Origin of the sequence: Plectonema radiosum NIES-515 (assembly GCF_025753815.1) — a bacterium.
Classification (GTDB): domain Bacteria; phylum Cyanobacteriota; class Cyanobacteriia; order Cyanobacteriales; family Nostocaceae; genus Hassallia; species Hassallia radiosum_A.
Map to the genome: position 1 here is coordinate 30,319 of NZ_JAOWRF010000316.1, position 19,716 is coordinate 50,034.

Consider the following 19,716-nt stretch of genomic DNA (forward strand, 5'->3'; position numbering starts at 1 on the left):
TCTCGATAAAAGACGTTCCAGACGTAGCACATGCAACGTCTCTACAAGGGTTCCGGCAACGCATAATAAGCATAGCGGTCGATCTCTAATGGTGCAACCAATTATTCTGGCATTGCACAAACCCTCGTGCGATCGCACCATTCCCCGACTCCCCACACCCCTCCCTATAAGTTACAGCAGTTTTCATCTATTTAGACCACACTCAAGTTTTCTGTATTTCTTCCTTTGCGGCTTTGCTCCGAGTGCGATCTGCTAAAAATAATGTGGTTCATTTAAGATGAAAATAGCTGTAATGGTGTTTTCAATTACCAATAAGGCAGGCTTTTTTTTGCACCGATATCCTGCTCATCGGTGGGTGGACGAGCGTAAAAGGTTTACTCCGGTGTGATTCTATTACCTACGTAGTTAGACTGGAATGGACCTCCTATATCTGGTAACCGGACAGGGTTTTGAGGAGTGCTATTTAAATCGTAAACGTCAAATGAGGCTTCCCCTGCTACTGTCTGAGTTCTTGAATTAAACCTTAACCTATATGTCGAGATACTGATGCTGGGTGGGAATCCGTTGCGTGTTCGATAGTTAAAATTAAATCCCCTGGCAATAATTTCCCGGTTTCTTGTACACTTCCAACTGCCGTGTGTTGGACCAAAGGTTTGGTTCGCAAAGCTGGTGGCATCCGGATCACCACCGGAATTTGACCCAGTGGCAGTAAAGTTCCCATCCCCGTTAAAAGTGATTAGTTCACTAGAAACACTGGTAGGATCGCTAGGTGAGGAGCTTCTTGCGAGGTATGTGCCTACAACTGATTGGCAACTGTTTTCTCTCGATTCATCTGCAACGGCTTGACGGGGAGCCACGAAAGTTGGAATCGTCAGTGCTAATAAGGCACAAGCTGTAACAAAAATTTTCATAATCAAGTTTTGCAAAAATGCTGAACAATTACTAAGTTTACATTTGTTTTGGCACATAATAAATATCAAACATACGCAATTACGTTGTTGCCAGAGAGTGAAGATTTGATGGTTATCACAGGAACCCGTCGGAGCGCGTACATTCCTGTTCCAATGCTTGTCGCACCCCATAATCAGGTAGCGAAGAAACTAATTGAGCGATGGCATCAGGTGATTCCTATTTAACGGAAGACTTCAGGAATATGCCCAGCATCAAAGCACCCTGGTTTCATTTGAGAAAAGCGATCGCACAAATAAAGCCTGACGAACCAGGCTTTTTAGACATGAAGTCTGCGTAGGCAGACTTTGTTTTTGTAGCCGCGACTTTAGTCGTCGGGTAATGAATTTCTGTGTTTTTTATGTCTATTTATTAGTTCCTAAATATACAAATAAAGACTTGATTAAAATATTGTTTTAATGACAATTAATCCTGACCTTTTCTTATTTGTAAGCAAATTGGCATTTTCACATTTCAATTCATAGTAATTATTGGCAAAGGGGAATAATTTCTTTTGGAAAATCTTGGCAGAAAGATTTTAACAGCTTGTGCTGTCAAAAATATTAATTCATATCAGGAAAGAAGACTTATGGAAAGTGATTCTAATTATTATGATAAAAAGCTCAATTTCACTCCTGTATCCCCAGTAGATTCCTTTAATCAAAAGGATGATTACAACTGGAGTTATGGATGTCACAGCAGCTTCAATTCAGCGACAAATGACGTGCAGATGCTCGATTCGTCTACCACTGCTTATAGTGAAAGTTATAACTATATTGATGGCTATGGTTTAATTAATGCCGCAGATGCAGTGAGTAAAGCTGCTGGTCAGAAGACTTTTGCTGATGTTCCTAACCTTGGTGGAAATAATTGGGGTGCTGACCTGGTAAAAGCTCCAGAAGCGTGGGCGAAGGGATACACTGGTAAAGGTGTTGTGGTTGCTGTGGTGGATACTGGAGTTGACCGCAACCATGACGACTTAAAGGATAATATCTGGACTAATACCAAAGAAATTGCTGGTAATGGCATAGATGATGATGGCAATGGCTATGTTGATGATGTCAACGGTTGGAATTTTGACGGCAACGACAATAACACCTTAGATGTAGCCGGTCATGGCACTCATGTTTCTGGTACTATTGCGTCCGAGAAAAACGACTTTGGTGTGACTGGTATTGCTTATGATGCGAAAATTATGCCAGTCAAGGTTTTGAATGACTCTGGTAGTGGTTCTTATGATGCGATCGCACAGGGTATTCGTTATGCTGCCGACAATGGAGCCAATGTCATCAACCTCAGTTTAGGTGGTGATTATCCTAACAGCGTTCTAGAATCAGCTTTGAAATATGCTAGCAGCAAAGGAGCGATCGTTGTCATGGCAGCGGGTAATGACAGTGGCTTACAACCAGGATACCCTGCCCGCTACGCAAACGAAACCGGAATTGCTGTTGGTGCTGTCGATAAGGAAAATAATTTGGCTAGCTTCTCTAACCTAGCTGGATTTAACCCACTTACCTACGTCACAGCTCCAGGAGTCGATATTTACTCGACACTTCCGGGTAATAAGTATGCGAATTATAGTGGCACATCAATGGCAACTCCTCACGTTGCTGGTGTAGTCGCATTGATGCTGAGTGCTAACCCTAATTTAACAGATGCCCAAGTGCGTCAAATTCTGCAAGACACTTCTGGAAATAGTACACAAGCGACAAATTCTAACTTCAGCTTAAGTTCTACAACTCAGAGCGATCGACTGATTGCAAATATATCTAATACCTCATTCCAGTCTTCTCCGGAAATTGCTGACGACTTTTTGCCCAGTTTTAACAGTGGAATTGAAAGTGATTCTAGAAACCTTTTCCCAACTTACAAGCCTGCAACTTTTAGCTTCACCGATAGTTATATTAAAGACAATAAAATGCTTTTCCCAGAACTTCAGTTACAATCCCAATATTCTCAAGACATTTTCGGCATCAATATTCACACCGATGCTCTTGTTGAAAACATATTAAAACAACCAAAAACACAAATCGAAGAGTATCAGGATTGGTTGTTTGATATCAATTCGCAAATAGTTTAGAAAAGACGATTTATCACAAAAACGCTCCACCCAACAGCCTAGAAGCCTATCGATCGTTCTTTTATTATGCGTTGCCAAAACCCTTGATTAGACGTAGCATTGCTACGTCTTTTCTGGAGATGTTTAATGAGAAGTTGCGCGTCTTTGCACCCAAATCTATCTCACAGAGAAAGCCTCGCTAAATCTGCGAGTCACCGGCTCGACGATGAAAGTCAAAATCGACTTCTTACGAGTGACAATTTCACCATTAGCAGTCATCCCTGGTGTAAATCCGACTTCTTGACCCCGCACAATTACAGAATGTTTATTTAGCTTAATTCTTGTCGGGAAAACTAAGCCTAATTCTTTATCGACGATCGCATTCGGACTGACTTGCACAACTTCACCATTAACTGTGCCAAATTCTTGAAAAGGAAAGGTTGCCATTTTCACTTTGGCTTTCATTCCCTCCCGAATAAAGCCAATATCGCGATTTAAAACTTTCACCTCTAGCAATAAGTCCTCGCCTTCTGGTAAAATAGATAATAACTCTTCACCTGATTGCACCGGTCCTTTGCTTGCTTTGATTCTGTAGATAGTTCCGGCAACCGGAGCTTTGATGGTTTCGTTATCTTGTTGCTTTCTTGCTTGTTCTAACTGACCTGCAACGTTGGTCATTTCTTCTTTGCGCTTGTTGAGTCCAGTTAAAATTTCACTTTTACGCTCTGATGCTACACGCTGCGCTTGATTGCGGGTGCCTTGATAAGCTGCTTCGATAGAGCGAATTTCTTGCTTTTGCCCAGCGATATCTTTTTCTAAAGACGAAACTTTGTCTTGCTCTTCGTTAATTTTGGTTTGGGCATTAACTATCTCATCTTTTGCCCTGGTTATTTGTGCATTTGCTTGGTTGTATGATTCTTGCGCTTGCAAATATTGTAATTTCGCTACTCCACCGCTCTTCAGTAAAGATCCAAGTCTATCTACTCTTTCTTGAGCTATCTTCAAGTTAGGTAATGTTTGGTTGCGGACTTGTTTAGCGTTTTCCAAATTATTTCTAATATTGGCAAGATTACTTCTAGCGTTATCTAAATTATCTTCCAAACGGGTGAGGCGTACTTTTGATTGGTCTATTAATGCTAATTGGCGGTTAGCATCAGCTTCAGCTGCTGCTTGACGTGCTTTGAAGTCTTGTAAACGAGAGTTTAAAAGTTCATCTTGGATTTGCGTTCCCGCTATTGTACCACCAATACGTTCTGCATCCAAACGCCGCATGTCTTCTTGAATCAATTTTACAGATTTGCTGAGGCGAGCAACATCGGTTTTTTGAACACCGGGATCGCGTTGAAGCAAAATTTGGTCTTTCGCAACGCGATCGCCTTCTTTAACGTTCACTGATACAATTGACCCACCACCCAGCGATGTCACCGGTCGCACTTGTGCCGAAGGAATTAATTCCCCTGGTGCTGTCGCTACTTCATCTATTTGCGAAAAATTTGCCCAAGCGATCGTTCCAAATATCACCGCACTAATTGTTCCTGCTAAAATTCTCGTGTATAGCGGTGGTAATTCCTGTACCGCTTTACTTAATTCATAAGATAATTGGTCTTCTGGTTTCGCGAATCTTTCTTTTGTCTGACGTGCTTGAGCAGCATTTGCAACTATGGAAGATTTCATATTTGGTTAGTTGTTAGTTGTTAGTTGTTGGTGGTTATTTGTTAGTTGTTGGTTAGTTGTTGGTTAATGGTTAGTTGTTGGTGGTTGTTCTACTAATATCATTATGAAGATGCATATAATTTAGCCTAGGTCGGTAGGCTTTGTTTGTGTAGCCCCAGGCTTACAGCCTGAGGGCATCATGTGCAGCCTCACATAAAATTGGTATAACCAAATTACAACTATCAACTATCAACCATCAACTATCAACTATCCACTATCCAGTTAAACTGCTAAATAACGCTTGATGAAACTTTCCAAGCTTTCTAGCTTAAAATTATAAATTGCCTCTAAATTGGCAATTTCCTCAGTTGTACAGAAAAATTCATTCGCTAGCAATGTACGAAAGGTTCCCAAAGCTTTTTGTCCTTCGGAATTAAATAAACCTAATCCACCCCGTAACCCATCAACTAGCAAAAGTGGTGCGTTAATCAATAGTGGCTCTTTGTTGAAGATGCGACTAAAAATCTGAGGAATATCTCCTCGCAATAAAATCTCCGGTCCTCCGACTGGTAAAATTTTGTTACGAGCAGCTGAAACTGTCACAGAATCTACTACCATTTTTGCTAAATCATCTGTACTCACAATTGAAGTACGGTTTTTCGCATCGCCAATAAGCAAATAAAGTCCCGTTTCCCGAAACCGTTCTGCTAATGGCAGTAAATTTGATGCTAATCCAGCTGGGCGTAAAATAGTGTAATTTAAACCACTCCCTTGTAAATAGCGTTCTACTGCTCGTTTTGCTTTGAAAACCGGAGCATCTTCATACCCTCGGTCAACACCTAGTACGGAAATAAAGACAAAGTGCTCTACTTTATTGGCTTTTGCTTGCTCGATTAATTCAATATTCGCTCGGTAGTCCAGAGATAAGGCATTGCTACTTGAACCGTGGGCGCTGATAATATACTGTACCCCCTGACAAGCTTTCGGGATATCTTTTTCTTCTTGCAAATCACCGATGAAGATGTCAGATCCTCGATGTTCTAACTCGCTGTAACGCGATGTCAAACGCACAAATGACCTCACCGACATCTCTTGTGTACGTAGTAGTCGCACGACTCTGCGACCAATATCTCCTGTTGCTCCAGTTACCAAAAACATATAAGTTTGAATTATGTGTTGGTTGATCGTTGATCGTTGATGGTTGTTGGTTGATGGTTGTTGGTTGATGGTTGTTAGTTGTTAGTTGTTGGTTGTTGGTTGTTAGTTAACCCCTAACTCCTAACTCCTAACCCCTAACTCCTAACTCCTAACCCCTAACTCCTAACCCCTAACTCCTAACCCCTAACTCCTAACCCCTAACTCCTAACCCCTAACTCCTAACCCCTAACTCCTAACCCCTAACCCCTAACCACATCCTAAAATCTAAAATTCAACAATGACGGGTGTATGGTCGCTCGGTTGAGGTAATTTTCTCGGTGCTACATCAATGGTGCAGCTGACTGCACCCTCATACAAGGGATCTGTGAGATAATGATGGTCAATTCGCCAACCTAAGTTACGGCGAAATGCGGCAGCGCGATAGTCCCACCAGCTATAATGTCCGCCTTCTGTGGTAAATTTACGAAAGGCGTCGGCAAATCCTAAGGCGAGAATCTTTCTTAAGGCTTGGCGTTCGAGTTGAGATGCCATAATATGATTTTCCGCAATTACACCTTCATGAATATCTTCAGGCTCTAAGGCTATATTAAAGTCCCCACAGATACAGATTTTTGGTTGTGATGATAAGAGCGATCGCAAATACTCATAGAGCAATTCTAACCATTCGAGCTTATATTCATATTTCTCGCTTCCCACGGCTGAACCATTGGGAACGTAAAGATTAACGATGCGAATGCCATTATTTACACCTGTAATCACCCGTTTGGAATCATCCCAAGTTGGCTCTATATTTGCCAAAATCGATGTAAAACCAGTACTTACATCTGTAAGCGGTTCACGACTAATCAGAGCCACACCGTTGTAAGCTTTTTGCCCTGATGTATACAAATGATAGCCCAATTCTTCAAAAGGCGATCGCGGAAAGCTACTATCTACAACTTTGGTTTCTTGTAAGCACAGGACATCAACCGGATTTTCACTCAACCAATTCACAACGTGTTCTAAACGAGTACGAATTGAGTTGACATTCCAAGTAGCTATTTTCATTCTTTTAAATTATCAGTAAGTCAGTTGTTATTTCTCAAGATTTATTAAGTTAGTTTGATTCCATAAAAATTCATTTGAACAAAAATTTAGTATTTTCAGCTACAAAATATCTAATTTAAAAGAGGGGGAAAGGGGAAAGGGTAAGGGGGAAAGGGTAAGAAATATAGAGTTATAGTGAATAAATCCCTATTTTATTTCCGTCCCTTTTCTCTTTTCCCCTTCTTGGTAATATATGATCCCCAAGATAGATGAAAGTATTTAGGATTACGCTGTAATATAGATATGGGGTTGGCTGATAAATGTGTGGTAAGAGTGTTTATTTAGTTAATTGTATTTTCCGAGTACGGTTAACTTATATTGCGGTATGGGGAGTAAATAAGGTTAATTTCAATTGCAAACACTTAAGTAGAAATGCTCTCCTGTGATAAGATTTCAGTGTATAATGTGAGGAATTTTTCAGCAGAACAAGCAAAGCAAAGAAATGAAAATCGCTCAAGTAGCCCCCTTATGGGAACAAGTTCCACCTCCGAGTTATGGAGGAATTGAGTTGGTAGTGAGTCGATTGACTGATGAACTAGTGCGTCGAGGTCATGATGTAACTTTGTTCGCTTCTGGAGATTCACAAACCTTAGCTGATTTAAAAGCAGTTTATCCGCGTGCATTGCGCTTAGACCCGAATGTCAAAGATTATGGCGTGTATGAAACACTCGAACTCAGTCAAGTTTACCAAAATTCAGCGGAATTTGACATCATCCATTCCCATGTAGGGATTTCGGCATTACCTTTAGCCAGTTTGGTGTCCACACCAACAGTTCATACTTTGCATAGTAGATTTACGAACGACAACCGTAACGTATTTTCTTACCACCAAAAGCAAGCATACGTCAGCATTAGTAACGCGCAACGCCAAATCGATCTCAACTACGTCGGCACAGTATACAACGGAATTAATCCGGCAGATTATCCTTTTGTCGCCAAACCTCAAGAACCGCCATATTTAGCATTTTTAGGACGCTTTTCACCAGAAAAAGGACCGCAACATGCGATCGCGATTGCGAAAAAAACAGGTTGGCGTCTGAAAATGGCTGGAAAAATCGATTTAGTAGACTCTAAGTTTTTTGAACAAGAAATTGCTACAGAAATAGATGGTCAGCAAATTGAATACCTCGGTGAAATAAACCACACCGAAAAAGCTGAACTTCTGGGCAATGCTACTATTACACTTTTCCCCATTACCTGGAGCGAACCTTTTGGTTTAGTAATGATTGAATCAATGGCTACTGGGACACCAGTAATTGCCCTGAATTTAGGTTCAGTACCGGAAGTGATCGCCCAAGGTGTTACAGGTATGGTTTGCCAAAGTTATGATGAAATGGCGGCAATGATAAAATCTGCTTTAAAATTAAATCGTCAAACTTGCCGAGAATACGTAGAAAACAACTTTAGTGTTAGCCAAATGGTTAACGGCTATGAAGCGGTTTATGAAAAAATCATTCAAGACCGGATTGATTTAAATGGACGCCTTCATGTCGGTAAAATTCGCTTTTAATTAACGCTTTTTTTTCTACTTCAAACAAACAACGATTTTTATGGAGGACATTCGTATGAGTATGAAAGCCAACACCTGTCCGTGTTGCGGTGCTTCCCTGCTACGTCATGTCCGTCAAGGTGAATTATACTGGTTTTGTCAATCTTGTCGCCAAGAAGTTCCACAGTTAACAGTTTGTTCCTTGACTAACCCAGAAACCAGAACCACGGGAGTGCTTACCCCTCCAGCAGTGAATTCTTAAATTATCCAGACTCATCCTCAAAGTTGAAAGTTCCCAGGTTCCTAAAATTCGAGATTAATTAACCTTTGTACATAGGAGTGGAAAAGATGTAGAGACGTTCCGGTGGAACGTCTTTACAAGGGTTTCGGACAAAGCATAATTAAATTCGGTCGATATCTTTTATACATAGGAATGGAAAAGATGTAGAGACGCGAAATACGAAGTCTCTACGCTAGTCTGATCGTGCAACGCATAATTAATTTCTATCAGATGTCTTTTGATAAAGTTGTCGGCTTCACCTGGTAAAATCAGGTGGAGCACTCTTAATGGGTTTTGGCTGTGTTAGCAGCATTGCTTTATGGTCAGGAAGATTTACGGTTAGAGTCAGTTGCCAATCCTACTCCTGGTGAGGGTGAAGTCGTAATCCTTGTGGGAATAGCCACAACTTGTGGTACGGATTTGAAAGTTTGGCGGCGCGGGGGTCATGCTAAAATGCTTAAGCCTCCAACTCTGTTTGGTCATGAGGCAGCTGGACGAATTGTCGAATTAGGTGCAGGTGTTAGGGGTTGGAAAGTAGGCGATCGCGTGGTGGCAAATAATTCTGCCCCATGCACGAATTGCTTTTTTTGTCAACGCCAAGAATATTCGCTTTGCCCGAATCTAACTTGGAATAATGGCACTTTTGCCAAATACTTAAAAATTCCCGCAGCGATAGTTCAGCATAATTTGTTGCCGATTCCCGATGACTTGCCAGATGAATTGGCAGCGATGACGGAACCTTTAGCTTGTGTGTTGCACGGGGTAGCACGTTCTAACGTCAAAGCTGGGGATAAAGTAGTCGTGTTGGGAGACGGAGCGATCGGCTTGATGTTTGTCGCCAAGTTAGCGTATGATTTTGCTGCTGAGGTGTTTCTGTTGGGTGGTAATGATACTCGGTTAGAAATTGGGACAAAGCTGGGTGCAGCAAAGACTTTTAATTATCGTCAGATAGCAGATATTCCCAGTTTGGTGAAAGAACTAACCGATGGGTGGGGTGCAGATGTGGTGATTGAAGCGACTGGTGTACCGAGCGTTTGGGAAAGTGCGATCGCCTGCGCTCGTCCTGGTGCTACAGTCAATTTATTCGGTGGTTGTCCGCGAGATACCACAATTACTGTCAATACAGAACAGCTACATTACACTGAGCTTACACTAAAAGGCGTATTTCACAATACTCCAAAGTTTGTGCGGGAAGCTTTATCACTCATCGCAAGTCGAAAAATTCCCTTTGAGTTACTTATCAGCGAACAGCGTCCTTTGAAAGATTTAGAACAGGTATTTTCTGATATGAAGGCGCGTAAAGTAATTAAAGTAGCGATGATTCCGTAATTAGGTAGGTTGAATTAAATATAAAACCACTAAGAGGGTATGTTACCGCCGAAAGTACAGCACCTGCGATCGTTATTTTCAACTATGCAATCAATTTTGAAGGAAAAAGGGAAAACTATGATTACACCCTCTATGGAGGGAATCGTAATCTAAATCCCCAAGAGAAAATGTTAAAAAAACCTCTGTTGATTTCTCTAGTTCCCTTAATTTGCCTGGGAATGCTTTCTGATTCCAAAGTTAATGCTTTACCAGGGCAAAGTACAGAGGAAGTCGGCACTTGGATTAAAGCTAATTCTACACTTCGTCCCAGCCCAAATGAGCGCTTTTTGATTCAAAAGACTGATACAGCAGCACAGCGATTTAGTTTTCAAGCATCGGTGTTACCACCTGGTAGAGTCGCTTTTACCAAAAACCGCAGCAGAATACGCACTGAACGGATTGCGATGTATGATGCAATTAATGGGATTACGGCTCAACGGTTGCAAGAATCGTTGCGCGTAATTTATGGGTTGGATATATATCAAGATTTCAATCGCGCTCAGGTGATATATGAGTATCCGAATCAAAGTGCGATAAATAATGCGCGTTTGGCGAAAACTCCCATTAGAGAAGCATTGCAGGGAGAATTACGTGTAGGCGATCGCTATGCATATTGGGTAGAAGTTGCTCAACCCAAAGAAGGTAAAGCCTTCGTCGGTCAGATGACAGTTTTGCTCAAAACCGATTTAGATAAGTTAGAAGCCGAATTGCGAAATCGTTAATAGACATAGGCGTACTCATATCTTGCATCAAGCCCTAACGACTAAAAGTCGCGGCTAAACAAACTAAGTCCGCCTGCGCGGACTACGGAAAATCATGGGTTTGCTAGCCTGCGTAGGCAGGCTTTGTTCTCTTAGCCGCGATTTGAATCGTTCGGTGCAAGATTTGAGCATAGAAATAAAATATGCGTTTTCCGAAATCCTTTGTAGAGACGGCGATTTATCGCGTCTCTACATCCTTTTTTACGCCTATGTCTAATGTAGAGTTTGCCAATCGCCAGAAAAGATACTTTCAACAGCGATGGTAATTCGCAGCAAGTCTTCTTTTAGTAGCGGGGGCCATTCAATTCCAGCTTTCCGCCCCGCTGCAAACAACTGTTGACTTTTCATGCTTAATTGATACAGCGAGTGAGCTAATTCCCTCTCTATAATTGTAGCATCCTTGAGTTCTTCAAAAACCACTTTCAACGCCAATAAAATCGAAGTAACGTGACCAGGTACAGGTGGTTTTCCCTGTTGCATCCGCATTAACAGAGCATCTGGGTTTTCCTCAGTTGTTATTGCCTGGTCAATAAGTAGTTTGCGAGCAGTTCCGTAATTCATGTTTACAGAGTACCATTGAAGCGCACATAGCGCGTGCGATCGCACGCGCTAGTTGCCGCAGTCAACTTGATTTTTTTCCCATGTCTCAAATAGGAACGCTTGGAACAGAGCTTTATATACCTGCGAGGGAAAACGCAGTTCATCGCGGCTACTTAATATATTGCCATATTGTAATTAAGTTAAGTTCTTTCATAATGAAAAACTTAAAAAATATTTTTATTATTTTTTAAGTTTTTAACTTTCTGAAAAGAGTGATTATCTAATTAAGTAGGCGATCGTCAATAAATTTAACTTACTTTTCTTTTCTTTTCTGCCCAATGCCCATAACCTATGAGTAACGTTTAATTTTTCTTAATCTACCTAGTTCCGATTAAGTTGAAGTCAGCGCGTTGCTGATTCTTAATGTTCATCAAGTTATAAATCCGATTATTAAGTTTTTGATAACACTTGTGTCGGCTTGTACGCTCATGCCCAATTTATTGCCGCAATTGTGTACGCTAAAAATAACTAAGCTAATGATTAGATTGAGGTCTGATGACTCCTACGATTATGCGTCAGCTTTGGACTGTGGTTGAAACAGCCCATTCCAAGACCCTCTTGCAACTAGACGATGCTAGCTTGGTGCAATGGTTAGTCAAGCAAACCAAAACGCAAGCATTGTTAGATTGTAACGAAACTGATTTTCTCTGTGACTACATTCAAGCCAGGTTAAGCCTAATTCGTGACATCGCCCATGACCGTCAATGTTACGGCTAAGATAATCTTGATTGGTTGGTTGCTAGTAGTTAGTGGTTAGTAGTTAGTGGTTAGTGGATAATTCTTAACCATCAACGCTCCAATGCTCCAACCATCAACTAACTACTAATGGCGATTTCATATGAAGATGCATAAAATTAGCCCACGCAGGTGGGCTTAGATCCTGTAGCCCCAGGCTAAAGCGCCTGAGGGCGTTATGTGCAGCCTCACGTAAAATTGGTATAACAACCATCAACTAACCACTATTAACTTTTTCGTGGCAAATAACCTTCTACCAAGCAGTCGGAACCTACTACACGCCAACTAACACCTTCTAAAGGCAAAGCCTCAGTCATAGTGGTGAAGCCTAAATCACCCACAGGTGTGGGTGCATTGTTACCACCAATGATTTTTGGAGCAATAAAGGCAAGAATTTTTTGTACAGCACCAGTAGCGATCGCACTAGCGGCTAATATCCCACCACATTCCCATAATACATTGCAAAAACCCCGCTCATACAAGTAAGCCATTACTTTATCTGGTGTAAGTGGAGTTAGTTCCAGCACCTCTACTCCCTGATGAAGCAACAATTGTTTAACATCAGGGTTAGCATCTACTTCTGTTAAAACCAAAGTGGGAGCTTCAGAAGTTTCCCACAAGTGGGCATTTTCTGGCAATCTCAGACTGCGACTCATCACCACCCGCAAGGGATTATTTGCCCCCTCCTCATGGCTGGTTAAATAAGGATTATCCTGTCGCACTGTATTGCCACCGACAATTACAGCATCGCAAGCAGCCCGCAGTTGATGTACTTCAGTGCGGGCATCTTGGTTTGTCACCCAAGCACTGTGACCGGCACTTGTAGCAATTTTGCCATCTAAAGTCATGGCATATTTCAAAATACCCAAAGGTCGTTTGTAGAGAATACGATGAACAAAACCTTCATTAATTTTCTGGCAAGCAACTTCATCCACCCCTGCCACAACTTCTATCCCAGCGGCGCGTAAACGGGCAATGCCACCCCCCGCAACCAGAGGATTAGGGTCAACCATGCCCACCACCACTTTTGCCACCCCAGCGGCAATTAAGGCTTCCGAACAAGGCGGAGTGCGTCCGTAGTGATTGCAAGGTTCTAAGCTGACATAAATTGTCGCTCCACGAGCGGCAGCACCAGCTGCTTTGAGGGCAAAAACTTCCGCATGAGGTTCGCCGGCACGAGGATGAAACCCCTCCCCGATTATTTCGCCATCTTTGACAATTACCGCTCCCACTAAAGGATTTGGCGAAGTGCGTCCGGTAGCGCGTTTTGCGAGTGACAAACACCGCTGCATCATGCGAGAGTCAAAGTCATTTCCCACCATTTTCTCCGAGTGTGAATCCAAACCAACTGCCGACTTGACTAAAAGTGCATTTTCTTCACTGTGATTATTGTTTGATGCATTTGGTTGAGCAATGACTGGGGAATTATCCATAACTTTGGGCAATACAACGATTAGAGACTAGGGACGCTTGGATTAATAATTAAGAATATATAACTTTTTAACTCTAGCCTTTAGCCCTATCCTAAGCGCCTAAGTAGAGAATTACGAGGGCGAATTCTCCGCGTCACGAGTGCGCTACCTGGTGCACTACGAGTGCCTTGAAATTTCAACCTTCATGATTGCTCCGCCAATTTTATCTGCTGCCACCACCTATTCAAGGGATAATAAAGCACAGGTGCCCAAAGACTACTGAGAATAGCAGAGGCAAGGGCGACTTTCTGGTAATATGTCCAGATGTCTTGGATATTGCGATCGCCCATCCAAATTAATAACGACGCAAAAATAGTTTCTTCTAAAACTGTCATTCCAAAGACAATTAAGGCAATAGAAATAAAGTCTTCTTGGATAAAACGCTGTTTCTGCATCAAGCCAGTAATCATTCCCACTATCCCCAAACTAATAGCATGACTGGGGTTGGGCGATGTCATGGCATCTTGAAGCAGCCCCAAAACTATACCTGCTAATGCTCCTTGAAAGACCGTGCGCTTCACGCTCCAAGATACCACCCAAATCAATAGCCAGTTAGGTGCAATTCCCAACAATTCCATCCCTGGAAGCCGGGTAGGCAACATCATTAAACATAACAGTACAGACCCTCCCGTCAACGTCAAATCTAACACCTGACGCAGCCGGGGATGCCATTGAGAAAGAGGCTTAATTTTCGGTTTCGATGGTGGTTTTGATTGGGATTTCGATTGCGATTTTCGCTCTGGCGATTTGGGCTTTTGCTGCCTGCTATGACCAAATGCAGGAATCTTCATTATTTTTAATATATTTAAAACGCGAAAATTTAATTAGACTATTGTGGTTTTTTATTTATCGATTCAGGTTTTGCTTGCTGTTGAATTTCCGGCACTTGGTTTTCCGGCTTGGGGTATACAGTTACCCAATCTAAAGATCGAATTGCCGGGAAAAATTCAATTGTTGCCACTGATGCTGGGAGTTTCTTCAAATTCAGAGATTTCACTCGTCCTACTGCCCAGCTAGAAGGAAACTTCTGACTGTAATTAGATGTAGAAACTAAATCTCCAGGCTTGACATTGGGAACTTTTTCATAAAATTCCAACACACCATCAGCAGAAGCATCTCCACGCAAAACGCCCTTAGCTCCAGTGCGGCTAATTGTTACACCCACTTGGCTCTTGAGATCGCTAATTAACAATACCCGGCTAGAATTTTCAGTCACTTTTTCTACCAAACCTACCAATCCACCCTCAGCCTTGACAATGTAACCTTCTTGTATTCCGGCCCTTGCTCCACGATTGATAGTTACTTGTTGCCACCAATGGTCAGCACCGCGTCCCACCACCCGCGCTGGAATTGGGCGGGCTGCTTTGGGTTCTTTTTCAATGTAACCGAGTAAGTCCTTTAGCTTTTGATTTTGGTTTTCCAGGTCTACTATGCGCGTTTTCAACTCCAACACCCGTGGATCTTTAACACGTTCTTCTTGAGTTTGACCTGTGTGCAACATTTGCAAAGGACGGGTCATTTCTTCATACATACCCAGCAAAAGACCGCCTTGAGTTTGTCGAAGCATCCAAGCGCCACCAACTACTAAACTTACCAGCCCGATTTGTAATCCTTTGCGCTCCCACCAGCGACGCGAAGTAAACATATATACCTTTTTTATAAGAATATTTTTACAAAAGATATTGGATTCTATGATTAGAACCCAATATCTAATAATTATTCATCAGTGTTACATATTGCGAGAACGTCCGCTGAATACACGTTCTAGCTGCTTGAAGTTCTCTAATACACGCCCTGTTCCCAGGACAACACAGCTCAAAGGGTCAGCCGCTATGTGGGTAATAATCCCTGTTTCATGACTAATTAGTGTATCCAATCCTCTCAGCAAAGCCCCACCACCGGCTAACATAATGCCGCGATCAATAATGTCTGATGCCAGTTCTGGAGGTGTCCGTTCTAGTGTTCGCTTCACAGCTTCAATAATTACTGAAAGCGGTTCTGCCATACTTTCACGAATTTCTGGACCTTTGATGGTGACAGTGCGCGGTAGTCCAGAGAGCAGGTGTAAACCTCGGACTTCCATGATTGCTTCTTCGTCTTCATGAGTGGGATAAGCTGAACCAATCCGAATTTTAATGTCTTCGGCGGTTCGTTCCCCAATCACTAAGTTATGAACTTTTTTCATATAATGCATGATGGCTTCGGTCAGTTCATCACCGGCGATGCGAACTGATTCGGAGATCACTGTACCTTGAAGACTCAACACAGCAACTTCTGTGGTGCCACCTCCAATATCGATAATCATGTTTCCAGTCGGTTCAGCCACGGGTAGCCCTGCACCAATTGCCGCTGCTACTGGCTCATCGATTAAGAAAACTTCTCTTGCACCTGCTTGGGTGGCTGCATCCATTACGGCTCGTCGTTCTACACCTGTGACTCCACTGGGAATGCCAATGACAATCCGTGGTAAAACCAGAGATCTGCCTTCATTTACACGCTGAATAAAGCTTTTTAGCATTAACTCGGCTGTATCGAAGTCAGCGATTACACCATCGCGCAAGGGGCGTAGCGCAATCACATTTCCCGGTGTTCGACCAAGCATTTTTTTGGCTTCTTCTCCAACTGCCAGTGCTACCTTTTCGTTTTGATCGATGGCAACTACTGAAGGCTCTTGGAGTACAATGCCTTTTCCAGATACATAAACTAGGGTGTTGGCGGTACCGAGGTCGATACCCATATCCCGCGATAAGGAAAACTTACTGAAAAGACCCACGCCTCTCTACGCCCCCTAATATTTAATACTTTTGACAACTACCATAAGAGCGATTTACGCAGGATTTTATTACGTTTTTTATCCATAGTCTAGTAAGGTAGACTATTTTCTCAGTAATATTTGGGAATCTTTACTAGATTTGAGACTATTGTTTTTTGATATTCTGCCGCTAGTTCAATAGATCCGTATAAAACTTTCGGTATTTTCTGGAAAATCTCATTATTTCTTAAGTAATTATAATTGTTAATTATTTAACATACTTTCAATTGCTTTGCAATTAGCTATTATGGAAGTCAGGAATAGTCAGTACATCTGTACTGTAAGGTGAAAGATATGAGTATCAATGTTGTGACTCTGGTTGGTCGTGTTGGCAGTGACCCAGATATGAAGTATTTTGAGTCGGGTAAAGTTAAGTGTCAGTTAAGACTGGCAGTAAATCGGCGATCGCGCAGCGATGAACCCGATTGGTTTACCCTAGAACTATGGGGAAAAACGGCGGAAGTAGCAGGTAACTACGTAAAAAAAGGCAAGCAAATCGCGGTTAAAGGTTCCTTAAAGTTTGACTCATGGAGCGATCGCAATACAGGCATCACTCGCTCATCACCAATTATCCAAGTAGACCAACTGGAATTATTAGGTTCCAAGCGGGATGCAGATAACGATATGGGGGATGACAATTTCTCATGAGTCAGTTGTTAGTCGGAGCGTTGGAGCGTGGATAACTCTTAACCGTCAACTAACAACTAGCAACTAACAACCAACAACCAACTAATAACTAATTTGCAGTGTTACCGATGCGTCTATTTCTTGTTCACCACCAACAACGGGGGTAGAAGCATCTTGTGCTGTTAACTTGGCGCTACGATAGGCAATAGGGGGTGGGGTGGGCGAAGAAGCATTATTAACTTGAATACTGACTATTTCTTTGGATTTAAAACCTAAAGAAGCAAAAACGGCATCAGCTTGTTGTTGAGCTTCTTGAGTCGCTTTTCTGAGTGCTTGTTTTTGGGCGATCGCGATCGCTTCATCACTAGCGACAAAACTAACACCATTAATCTGTGTCGCTCCCACTTTCACAGCTTCGTCTAATAATGTACCAGCTTTTTCGGTAGCAATACGAAAACTCACAGTATTCGTAGCCGCATATCCTGTAATCCGCTGTACATTATTGTTGTAGCTATAAACTGGGTTAAGTCTAATACCCGTGGTTTCTAATTTATCTACATTCCGACTCTTGAGCAACCCGACCACGGCTGATGTATACTGTGCAGCCTTTTGTTGTACATCCTGTGCAGTTTTACCCTGAACTTCCACACCTAAATTTACTATAGACAGAGTTGTCGCAATTGATTCCATGCCGCGACCAGTAACGGTAAGGGTTCGCAACATTTTTTCTTTTTCTTCTGCCAAACCAGGTTGAGCAAAACTTATACAGGCAATTAAGACCAAAGGCAGTGCTTTCCACAAATTGCCAGCGTTAAACCGAGAACCAGCTAAAACGTCTCTATTCATACTTTGTTCCACTCCTCAAACTATTTTTCGTAGACGCTTCAACTATGGCGTCACCAGTGATATATTCCTACTTTCGCATTGCAATAGTCAAAGGTGAGGGTGGTTACATTTTTTGCAACTAAAAATTGGGTAATTGTTAATTGTTAGGGGTTAGTAGAAGAAAAACGGGTGTTTTGTTAGCGAATTCTGACAAATCCGGCTTTCGTAATCAAATCCTGACATTTTCGACTAGAAATTGGACGACGAACTCAAAGGGGTAGCAACTGCAACCTAATATCTATACATATACCTCTAAAGCAAGTGACGCACGATAATGACAAAATTCCTGTTTATAGCAGAGTTAATTTTGTTCGATTATTTTCAGGTTCCCGCATCAAACGTGGTTTGTATCGTACTGCTAAAAAACAGCTAATTAACGCTGATATTAATGGCAGTATGAATATAATTCGCAAAGTAATTCCTCATGTCTTTGACCAGGGAATAAAGGCATTGCCGTTTATGCCAATAGTTGTTGATCCACTCATAACTTAAAAACATATACACCCTACCACACAAGCTTTTCCGCATATTGGGTAGATATGCATAGGTTTTTGGGAGCGGTAAACCCTTCAAAACAAGGATTTTAACGGCTGTTAACCGAGCTTTCCTGTAGGATAGCCGTTAGTTACTACGTTAAGAAGCGTTTGATTGGGAAAAGGGAAAAAAATTTCATGAGTTATTGATGTACGCAGTTCATGATGAATACTTACTCAAAAATTTAGTGTTAACCAATATTTTGAAATACTATTTTCAATAACTCAGCTTTTGTAAAAGGCTTCGTCAAATAGCCTGAAGCTCTGACGATTTTTGCCTTTACTCTATCTTGAAAATCTGTTCTTCCTGTTACCATAATTATAGGTGTACTTTTGAAAGACGAATGTTTACGTAATAAACGACATAGTTCATAACCACCGATATTCGGCATTTCAACATCTAGTAAAATTAAATCTGGTTTGTTACGGAGGACTTGTGTTAAAGCTTTCAATGGATCGGTAATTCCGATAACAGAAAATATTTGATCGTCTAAAAATAGTTTCATAACATTCAAGACAGTTAAATTATCATCAATACAAAAGATTGTGTAAATTTTCTCCTTTGTATATTGTTCGGGTATTTGGGGAAGTTTATTATCATCTATAACAATGCTTTCTTGTGACAATTCTTGTCCAATTTTTGTTTCAGTTGGTGGTTGAATTTTGTTTAAAGGTTGAAAAGAGGACTGTTGAGAAACTGCTGACTCGATAACTTTCGGATTTTTTAATTTGTTTTGACACTGTTCAACTAATGAACGCACATCTAGATAACAGAACTTTGGCATATCGTTCAAGAAGCTTTGAGGAGTAATTTCATAATTACCCTCGTTTAAAGTAAGAAATGACTTCAAGACTTCTAATGCCAATTCCTTGATGAGGATACCTGCTTGTTCGGAGCTAATATATTTATGTTCGACTAACCAGCAAATAGCCATATAATCTAGACGTGGTGTTATTTGGTTTTCAACACCAGTTAAAAATCTCGCACGCAACTGCTGATTAATTTCACCATTTAAAGTAAGAATTTCTTGACTCAAGTGCTGCAACTTTCTATCAAGCAGATCAAACATATTATTTAAATAGCAGGCATAAACTAGTTTTCCCTTCTCTAAGTAAATTAACCAAGATTCGGAAATACTAAATACTTGCAAACAACAAGTAGAATAATTACTGGTTATTTGACTTAATAGAGATAAAGGTTGTAATTTTTGTGAAATTCTGTATCTAATGATAGGAAAGGTATTCATTGT

Annotated in this window: 19 protein-coding genes; 8 read left to right on the forward strand and 11 right to left on the reverse strand. The window is 41.4% G+C overall.

Features of this window, described 5'->3' with window-relative positions:
- Positions 1-374 precede the first annotated feature (374 nt).
- Positions 375-911, reverse strand: a complete 537-nt coding sequence (locus OGM63_RS22015; protein ID WP_263747795.1) for a hypothetical protein — start codon at positions 909-911, stop codon at positions 375-377.
- 626 nt (positions 912-1,537) lie between these two features.
- On the opposite strand from OGM63_RS22015, the gene OGM63_RS22020 reads away from it, so the two are divergent.
- Complete coding sequence (locus OGM63_RS22020; protein ID WP_263747796.1) at positions 1,538-3,028, forward strand: S8 family peptidase; 1,491 nt, start codon at positions 1,538-1,540, stop codon at positions 3,026-3,028.
- A 156-nt stretch (positions 3,029-3,184) separates the two neighbouring features.
- Here OGM63_RS22020 and OGM63_RS22025 read toward each other — a convergent pair whose 3' ends face one another.
- The 3 genes from OGM63_RS22025 to xth all read right to left on the reverse strand — a co-directional run bounded on the left by OGM63_RS22025 (position 3,185) and on the right by xth (position 6,865).
- Entirely contained in the window at positions 3,185-4,681 is a 1,497-nt protein-coding gene (locus OGM63_RS22025) for a beta-barrel domain-containing protein (RefSeq protein ID WP_263747797.1), read from the reverse strand.
- A 261-nt stretch (positions 4,682-4,942) separates the two neighbouring features.
- Positions 4,943-5,818: an SDR family oxidoreductase gene (locus tag OGM63_RS22030; protein ID WP_263747798.1), complete on the reverse strand. Its 876-nt coding sequence runs from the start codon at positions 5,816-5,818 to the stop codon at positions 4,943-4,945.
- Between the two features lie 264 nt (positions 5,819-6,082).
- Entirely contained in the window at positions 6,083-6,865 is a 783-nt protein-coding gene (xth, locus tag OGM63_RS22035; protein ID WP_263747799.1) for an exodeoxyribonuclease III, read from the reverse strand.
- A gap of 481 nt (positions 6,866-7,346) precedes the next feature.
- Between xth and OGM63_RS22040 the strand changes: the two genes are divergently transcribed.
- From OGM63_RS22040 to OGM63_RS22055, 4 genes are all read left to right on the forward strand, one after another.
- Positions 7,347-8,414, forward strand: coding sequence for a glycosyltransferase family 4 protein (locus tag OGM63_RS22040; RefSeq protein WP_263747800.1), 1,068 nt, complete (start codon positions 7,347-7,349; stop codon positions 8,412-8,414).
- Between the two features lie 40 nt (positions 8,415-8,454).
- Positions 8,455-8,655 carry a hypothetical protein gene (locus tag OGM63_RS22045; protein WP_263747801.1) on the forward strand — a complete coding sequence of 67 codons (201 nt, stop codon included), beginning with the start codon at positions 8,455-8,457 and terminating at the stop codon, positions 8,653-8,655.
- Positions 8,656-8,973: 318 nt separating this feature from the next.
- Complete coding sequence (locus OGM63_RS22050) at positions 8,974-10,002, forward strand: zinc-dependent alcohol dehydrogenase (RefSeq protein WP_263747802.1); 1,029 nt, start codon at positions 8,974-8,976, stop codon at positions 10,000-10,002.
- 167 nt (positions 10,003-10,169) lie between these two features.
- Complete coding sequence (locus OGM63_RS22055; RefSeq protein ID WP_263747803.1) at positions 10,170-10,763, forward strand: hypothetical protein; 594 nt, start codon at positions 10,170-10,172, stop codon at positions 10,761-10,763.
- A 252-nt stretch (positions 10,764-11,015) separates the two neighbouring features.
- Here OGM63_RS22055 and OGM63_RS22060 read toward each other — a convergent pair whose 3' ends face one another.
- On the reverse strand, positions 11,016-11,363 hold the full coding sequence (locus OGM63_RS22060; RefSeq protein ID WP_263747804.1) for a Dethiobiotin synthetase: 348 nt from the start codon (positions 11,361-11,363) through the stop codon (positions 11,016-11,018).
- 534 nt (positions 11,364-11,897) lie between these two features.
- On the opposite strand from OGM63_RS22060, the gene OGM63_RS22065 reads away from it, so the two are divergent.
- Positions 11,898-12,119: a hypothetical protein gene (locus OGM63_RS22065; protein WP_029634178.1), complete on the forward strand. Its 222-nt coding sequence runs from the start codon at positions 11,898-11,900 to the stop codon at positions 12,117-12,119.
- 245 nt (positions 12,120-12,364) lie between these two features.
- Here the strand turns inward: OGM63_RS22065 and ribD are convergent, their stop codons facing one another.
- The 4 genes from ribD to OGM63_RS22085 all read right to left on the reverse strand — a co-directional run bounded on the left by ribD (position 12,365) and on the right by OGM63_RS22085 (position 16,346).
- Positions 12,365-13,459 (reverse strand): bifunctional diaminohydroxyphosphoribosylaminopyrimidine deaminase/5-amino-6-(5-phosphoribosylamino)uracil reductase RibD, encoded by a 1,095-nt coding sequence (ribD, locus tag OGM63_RS22070; RefSeq protein WP_263747831.1) that lies wholly within the window; start codon positions 13,457-13,459, stop codon positions 12,365-12,367.
- A 293-nt stretch (positions 13,460-13,752) separates the two neighbouring features.
- Positions 13,753-14,400, reverse strand: a complete 648-nt coding sequence (mreD, locus tag OGM63_RS22075; RefSeq protein WP_318528519.1) for a rod shape-determining protein MreD — start codon at positions 14,398-14,400, stop codon at positions 13,753-13,755.
- A gap of 38 nt (positions 14,401-14,438) precedes the next feature.
- Positions 14,439-15,254: a rod shape-determining protein MreC gene (mreC, locus tag OGM63_RS22080; protein WP_263747805.1), complete on the reverse strand. Its 816-nt coding sequence runs from the start codon at positions 15,252-15,254 to the stop codon at positions 14,439-14,441.
- Positions 15,255-15,338: 84 nt separating this feature from the next.
- The gene (locus tag OGM63_RS22085) at positions 15,339-16,346 is read right to left on the reverse strand and encodes a rod shape-determining protein (protein ID WP_263747806.1); all 1,008 of its coding nucleotides are present in this window, start codon (positions 16,344-16,346) and stop codon (positions 15,339-15,341) included.
- Between the two features lie 369 nt (positions 16,347-16,715).
- Here OGM63_RS22085 and OGM63_RS22090 point away from each other — a divergent pair, with 369 nt between their 5' ends.
- A complete protein-coding gene (locus OGM63_RS22090) occupies positions 16,716-17,069 on the forward strand; it encodes a single-stranded DNA-binding protein (RefSeq protein WP_263747807.1) in 354 nt (117 codons plus the stop codon).
- Between the two features lie 81 nt (positions 17,070-17,150).
- On the opposite strand, the gene OGM63_RS22095 is transcribed toward OGM63_RS22090, so the two are convergent.
- Complete coding sequence (locus OGM63_RS22095) at positions 17,151-17,894, reverse strand: SIMPL domain-containing protein (protein WP_263747808.1); 744 nt, start codon at positions 17,892-17,894, stop codon at positions 17,151-17,153.
- 300 nt (positions 17,895-18,194) lie between these two features.
- Here OGM63_RS22095 and OGM63_RS22100 point away from each other — a divergent pair, with 300 nt between their 5' ends.
- On the forward strand, positions 18,195-18,425 hold the full coding sequence (locus tag OGM63_RS22100; RefSeq protein ID WP_263747809.1) for a hypothetical protein: 231 nt from the start codon (positions 18,195-18,197) through the stop codon (positions 18,423-18,425).
- Positions 18,426-18,657: 232 nt separating this feature from the next.
- Here OGM63_RS22100 and OGM63_RS22105 read toward each other — a convergent pair whose 3' ends face one another.
- Positions 18,658-19,713, reverse strand: coding sequence for a response regulator (locus OGM63_RS22105; RefSeq protein WP_263747810.1), 1,056 nt, complete (start codon positions 19,711-19,713; stop codon positions 18,658-18,660).
- Positions 19,714-19,716 lie beyond the last annotated feature (3 nt).